This is a genomic window from Desulfovibrio sp. 1214_IL3152, assembly GCF_036763055.1.
Lineage (GTDB): Bacteria > Desulfobacterota > Desulfovibrionia > Desulfovibrionales > Desulfovibrionaceae > Desulfovibrio.
This window is the reverse complement of record NZ_JBAIYW010000551.1, coordinates 1-5312: the sequence shown is the minus strand read 5'-3', so window position 1 is coordinate 5312 and position 5312 is coordinate 1. Positions and strand designations below refer to the sequence as shown.

The 5312-nt window shown below is 36.2% G+C and carries 8 protein-coding genes; 4 read left to right on the top strand and 4 right to left on the bottom strand.

Annotated features, from left to right (window positions below):
• Nucleotides 1–66: 66 nt before the first annotated feature.
• Nucleotides 67–390, bottom strand: coding sequence for a helix-turn-helix domain-containing protein (locus tag V6C07_RS11635; RefSeq protein WP_015939237.1), 324 nt, complete (start codon nucleotides 388–390; stop codon nucleotides 67–69).
• 197 nt (nucleotides 391–587) lie between these two features.
• Here V6C07_RS11635 and V6C07_RS11630 point away from each other — a divergent pair, with 197 nt between their 5' ends.
• Nucleotides 588–917: a hypothetical protein gene (locus tag V6C07_RS11630; protein WP_015939238.1), complete on the top strand. Its 330-nt coding sequence runs from the start codon at nucleotides 588–590 to the stop codon at nucleotides 915–917.
• 59 nt (nucleotides 918–976) lie between these two features.
• Nucleotides 977–2557 (top strand): primase-helicase family protein, encoded by a 1581-nt coding sequence (locus V6C07_RS11625; protein ID WP_333536641.1) that lies wholly within the window; start codon nucleotides 977–979, stop codon nucleotides 2555–2557.
• 16 nt (nucleotides 2558–2573) lie between these two features.
• On the opposite strand, the gene V6C07_RS11620 is transcribed toward V6C07_RS11625, so the two are convergent.
• On the bottom strand, nucleotides 2574–3596 hold the full coding sequence (locus V6C07_RS11620; protein WP_333536640.1) for a tyrosine-type recombinase/integrase: 1023 nt from the start codon (nucleotides 3594–3596) through the stop codon (nucleotides 2574–2576).
• The gene (locus V6C07_RS11615) at nucleotides 3596–3736 is read right to left on the bottom strand and encodes a hypothetical protein (RefSeq protein ID WP_333536639.1); all 141 of its coding nucleotides are present in this window, start codon (nucleotides 3734–3736) and stop codon (nucleotides 3596–3598) included. The genes V6C07_RS11620 and V6C07_RS11615 overlap by 1 nt, the downstream gene beginning before the upstream one ends.
• A gap of 416 nt (nucleotides 3737–4152) precedes the next feature.
• Between V6C07_RS11615 and V6C07_RS11610 the strand changes: the two genes are divergently transcribed.
• Together V6C07_RS11610 and V6C07_RS13430 are read left to right on the top strand one after the other, a co-directional pair.
• Entirely contained in the window at nucleotides 4153–4749 is a 597-nt protein-coding gene (locus V6C07_RS11610) for a hypothetical protein (protein WP_015939242.1), read from the top strand.
• Nucleotides 4750–4919: 170 nt separating this feature from the next.
• Nucleotides 4920–5186, top strand: a complete 267-nt coding sequence (locus V6C07_RS13430) for a helix-turn-helix domain-containing protein (protein ID WP_081428308.1) — start codon at nucleotides 4920–4922, stop codon at nucleotides 5184–5186.
• On the opposite strand, the gene V6C07_RS11605 is transcribed toward V6C07_RS13430, so the two are convergent.
• Nucleotides 5107–5312: hypothetical protein (locus tag V6C07_RS11605; protein WP_333536638.1), on the bottom strand; the 206-nt coding region annotated here is incomplete at its 5' end. The genes V6C07_RS13430 and V6C07_RS11605 overlap by 80 nt on opposite strands.

The following is a 5312-nucleotide window of genomic DNA, read 5'->3' as shown; positions in this document are numbered from 1 at the left end:
CTTAAAAGGGAGGTTCCGCACCTCCCTGCAAAAATCTGGACATCAATTTCCATACCCCAGAAGCAATCACTTGATTTTGAGCTTCGCCTTTAGCTGAATTTCCAGTTCATGAAGAACGTCAATTGGAGCAGCTTGGAGCAGCTTTTTAATCTTGGTGATTTGTTGACGGTGCTCACGGTCAGTCTTGGCAAAAATCTGGGCAGGCGTGAAGTTCAGAACCTGCCCAATCTTTTCATAAAAATTGATGGTTGCGTCCGGGGAACCCTCTTCGATTTTTCGGAGTTCAGCAATGGGAATTTCTGCTTTCTCGGCAAGCTGCTCCTGAGTGAGTTTCTTTGCTTCCCGCAGATTCACGATCTTTGCCCCAATGATTTTAAAAGACTCCATCATAAGTCATGCTCCTGTATGATTTTTTTAAAAAATATACAGGGTTATCGGGAAGTACACAGTTATTTTACCAGAAAAAGGCGGTCATTGTGACCGCCTTTTTTGCGTCTTTATTTCGCGGAAGGTTAACAATTCAAAAAAACATCGTAAAATCGGCGTAGCTTTCAAATTTTGTATAACCTTTAACTCAGGAGTTGGACATGAAAAAGATTGATATTAACGATTTTTGTGATTGCATTGCAGCTAACATGCCTTATGAGGGCATTAAGTACATGTTTAATATAAAAACTAAGGAGCAATTTAAAAGATATTTGTATGATGCTTCTGCCAAAAAAGGCGAAATTATCAATTATGAATTTCCAAAAAATAGTAATTCACGCGATGTTAGCTATTTAAAGGATGGTAGCATAAAAATTAATTCTAAATTTGTGAATAAAACATTAGGTAAAATTATGGCAAATAACAACGAAGTAAATATGAACATTAGTTTTGAGTGTGAAGCTAAACGAATTGTCATTGAATTTTGCTAGGTGATATGGGGGGAATTCTCCCCATAAAAATCAAACTTTATTAAATTAAGGAGTTTTATATGTCTTACAAGTCTTGGATTGATACGTCCTCATTGGATATGAATAATGAAGGGATTAGCTCTATTGTTGCTGAAACCAATAAAAAGCTTAGCGATTTTGATAAAAATCATTTTGTTTGTGAAGATGGTGGAAAATTTTTTGTTTATACTGAAAAAACTAATGAAGATGATAAATTCATGTTGACACGTCTTTCATATAAAGATTTTGCATTTAGGTATAATTGCAATGACATATATGTTCCAAGCGGTAAAAAGGATAGCCTTTTTACTAAAAAAGGCATTGCTTCATATTGGATGAGCTGTCCTCAAAAGAGGACATTTAATGGTATAATTTTTAACCCTAAATATAGTGGAAAGAATTTTTATAACTTGTGGCGCGGTTTTAAAATTACTTCTGATTGCGACGGCGAGTTTTCACATATTGAAAGACATCTAAAAGAGGTCTGGTGCAACGGGAATGAAGAACATTATTCATATCTTATAAAATGGTTTGCTCACATGATTCAATATCCCAGTAAAAAAGCTGGCGTTGCGCTTGTCATAAAGGGTGAGAAAGGCACGGGCAAAACTGGCTTTATTTCTAAGCTTGCTGAGAAAATTCTTGGAGAACATTATATGTTGGTTAGTTCTTCACATGATATCTATGGTAACTTTAATTCGCAACAATATGCAAAGTTACTGATAACTTTTGATGAAGCTATTTGGAATGGCGGTAAGAGCATGGAAGGAAGATTGAAGTCTTTGATTACTGATACAAATATCCTTATTGAAAAAAAGGGTATGGATGCTGAAATCAAGAAAAATTATTCTCGCTATATTCTTTTAACAAATGAGAAGTTTTCTGTACCTGCAACATATGATGAAAGAAGGTTTTTTGCATTAAGAATAAGCAATGAGCGTAGGAATGACATTAAGTATTTTGACGAGTTATATAAAGCGATGGAACATGAAATAGATAATTTCTTCGGATTCTTAAAAAAGTTTGATCTTTGTGAAGAAGATGTGTTCACACCTCCTGCCACTTCTGCTTTATTCGAAGATGTATTTGCAGGTATGGATTTTTTTGATCAATGGCTTTTTAACTTGATTGATGGGTACGTGATCAAACAAGAAAACAGTTTCTATTTATGGGATAATTCCATAGAAAAAATTGGATTTAATAAGCATGTGAGGACTAAAACATTATTTGATAACTTTATGGAGTCTAAAGAAAGGAGTGGTCAGTCATCATTTATTCATACAGTTACTAAATTTACGCAAAAGATGAGCAATGGCAAAAGGGATTCATATAGTTTTATTTATAGAAAATGTGAAGGGCAAAACTGTATATTTTTGCCATCAATTGATGAGGCAAAAAAAATTTATGAGAAGAAATTCTCTTGTATTGTTGAATGGACTGAACTTAATGAAAGCACCAGAGTTCTTAATTATAAAGAAACTTTAGAGCTGCTTAAAAAAGGTTTAGGCAAAAAATATCGCCAAAAAGATGCCATTAAAACGGCATATCATATGTATAAAGATAAACAATTCGCGGAGGAGTTTGGGCAGATCTTTGGCTCCAACACTTCTGGCGCGGCATAACGTGAGATATTCACAGCTAAAATAGCTGAGGCTTGGCATTCAAGGCCCTTTCCTTTTCTCCTTGGAGTTCATGGTAATAGGTATCTGCCGTCATTCTGGTGGAGCTATGCCCAAGGAGTTTGGAAACGGCCTTGAGGTCGCCGCCATTAGCAAGCATTGTTGAAGCGAAAAGGTGTCGGATGTCATAGAGCCTTACGGGGTAGTCAATCTTGGCTTTTTCAAGGGCGGTTTTGAATGCCCTCCGACAATGCTGGATTCCTCGTCCATTAACTTCAATAATGTACGGACTTTGGGCCACATCGCGCTTGTCCAGAAGGCGGGCTTTAAATTCAGGTGTGAGCGGAATGATCCGGTCTGACCCTTTTGTCTTGGTCCCTCTAACTCGAATGAAATTGTTGTCAAAATCAACATCTTGCCAGCATAGAGAAAATAATTCTGACTTCCCAGGGCGAGTACCCAAGGCCCATTCAACTTCAATAATCCATTTCAAATGGTCGGGAGCTGCTGCATAGATTTTTGCAAGGTCTTTGATCGTCAATAACATGTTACGCTGCGGCTCACGTTTCTTTTGCCAATGAGCCATAGGGTCATTGGTGGTCAGTTCATGGCGTATGCCAAACCGGAATATTACATGTAGGCTATCCATATAACGATTTTGGGTGGCGGCGGACTTATCTGCGAACCTCGCCGCCACTTTTAAAATATCCGTGAAGGATATCTGGTCAACAGGAGAATGGCAAAGCACTGGAAGAAAATGTTCATTTAATAAATACTTGAGAGTGCCAATCCAAGAAGTTGTCTTGTCCTTGATTTTGAGAAAATCAAGGTAGCATTGTCCTAAATCGTCAAGGTATATCTGCCGAAAATTCGAAAGTGCAGCCACCGTGTATATATGTCCAGTCGCTATTTCTGCTTGTCGTTTCAAAGCCTGCTCTTGTGCATCTGGATTATTCCCCAAATAATCCTTTTTAGGGCTAGAAAGCCCCGGCACTCGGTACTGAACGTACCATCTGCCAGACTTGGTTTGGTTAACAGCCATTAAACAATCCTCCTAAAGCCTGAACGGGTTTCAGATTCAATATTGGTAAATACTTCTGGGTTTTTCATCCATGCTTCAAGATCAAGAACTCTAATTCTATTTTTGTTTGGCCCATATTTGGGAATTTTATACTGTTCCATTATTCTTCCAAAATATGCAGCATTATAACTACAATATAGTGCTGCTTGTTTTATAGTTAAAATTCACGCATTTTTTTCCTCACATATATAAATAAGTATAGATATGTACACAGATATTTCGATTTAGTACATAATTATTTATAAAAAACGGAGGAATTAGAGTATGGAAAACCAAAATATGGAGAATAAAATAATGGAAAAATATTTAATTGAGGAAGATAATAAGGACTATTACGATTGAATTTTGAGAAGAGCAGTGTTGGAAAAAGACCCAAAGAAAAAATATGTAATCATTTCATCCTTAGATTTTTTATTTGCAGTAAAGGCTTCATCTAATGAAAAATGGATAAGAAACGCTAAAAGCATTGTAGAAAGATTCGTTAGGAGTTTGTAACTTCATTATAAGCGAGAATTAAATGAATGAAACTGTGGATTTTAAAGATGTGCTTTTACTAGAAAATTGTAGCATTACAGAAAAAAGCGGCAATATAAAATGCCCTTTTTGTAATAAATTGTCGTTTAAAATTTATCCTGATCAATTAGCTAAATGTCATAATAATGTATGTAACTGGTATGGTGATGTAATTCAATTTTATACAGATTTTAAGAAAATTAGCAGGAGTGAGGCATTTAAAGAGCTGGCTGGCAGGCTTGACCTGAAAAAGTCTATTGTTGAAATTAAAGAACAAACATTTGATGAAGCAAGGATGGCGTTGGCTGAGGATCTTGAATTTTTGTCTTGGTGCAGAATGTATTTTGCATTTTACAAAAATGATGTTGTAGATCAAAAAGTGTATGCTGAAAAATGTGGACTATCAAAATCTGCATTCAGCAGGATTTTAAATGGGAACATGGGCAATGCGCTTACATGGAGAAAGACAATAGTTATCTTGAAACAAGAGATTGATATTAAAAGGTTACAGAAAGATATTAAAAAAGGTATAAAATATTTTCTAGAAAATATACCTCCTGAATATATTAAAAAATACAGGATAAAGAAGAAAAAGAAGTAACCTGCTTTGCAGAATTCACGTCTACCTTTTTGAATATTTGAAAAATGTTCGACTAGTTTTAGAATGAGAAAAGGGCTGACACTTGTCAGCCCTTTTCTCATTTTTGCCTTGTGTAGGCTAGAACGTGAAGCGCAGCCCCAAGCTGATTTCATTAGCCGAAGGCATCTGGACTGCCTCAGGATCAGGCCGCTGATGCCTGCCAGCTCAGCGGCAAATACCTTGGAGAAGTTGAAAGAAGAGAAGTTAATGCGACCATTCTTGTGGTAGCGAAACTTGCAGACGCCTTTCAGGTAAACCTGCATGACCTATTGCTGTTTGACCACATTGCTTCTCAAGATGAGCTTATGAATAAAATTATCAAGATGGTTGCGAACTGCTCTGATGAAGAACGTACAATGATTTGCCGCATTTTGATCGCAATTCTAAAAAGACAATAAAATAATTGGATATTTTTTGTTGTAAGGGAGGCATAGAGCCTCCTTTTTTATTTGATTTGGGCAGATTGGCACTTTTGGCACTTTTGGGGTGGATATTTGCAAAAATATTCATGTGTATATAGTAAA

Coding starts and splice junctions, on each gene's coding strand:
- V6C07_RS11625 (WP_333536641.1), top strand. CDS start 977: ATGTCTTACAAGTCTTGGATTGATACGTCCTCATTGGATATGAATAAT.
- V6C07_RS11635 (WP_015939237.1), bottom strand. CDS start 390: ATGATGGAGTCTTTTAAAATCATTGGGGCAAAGATCGTGAATCTGCGG.
- V6C07_RS11620 (WP_333536640.1), bottom strand. CDS start 3,596: ATGGCTGTTAACCAAACCAAGTCTGGCAGATGGTACGTTCAGTACCGA.
- V6C07_RS11610 (WP_015939242.1), top strand. CDS start 4,153: ATGAATGAAACTGTGGATTTTAAAGATGTGCTTTTACTAGAAAATTGT.
- V6C07_RS11615 (WP_333536639.1), bottom strand. CDS start 3,736: ATGGAACAGTATAAAATTCCCAAATATGGGCCAAACAAAAATAGAATT.
- V6C07_RS11630 (WP_015939238.1), top strand. CDS start 588: ATGAAAAAGATTGATATTAACGATTTTTGTGATTGCATTGCAGCTAAC.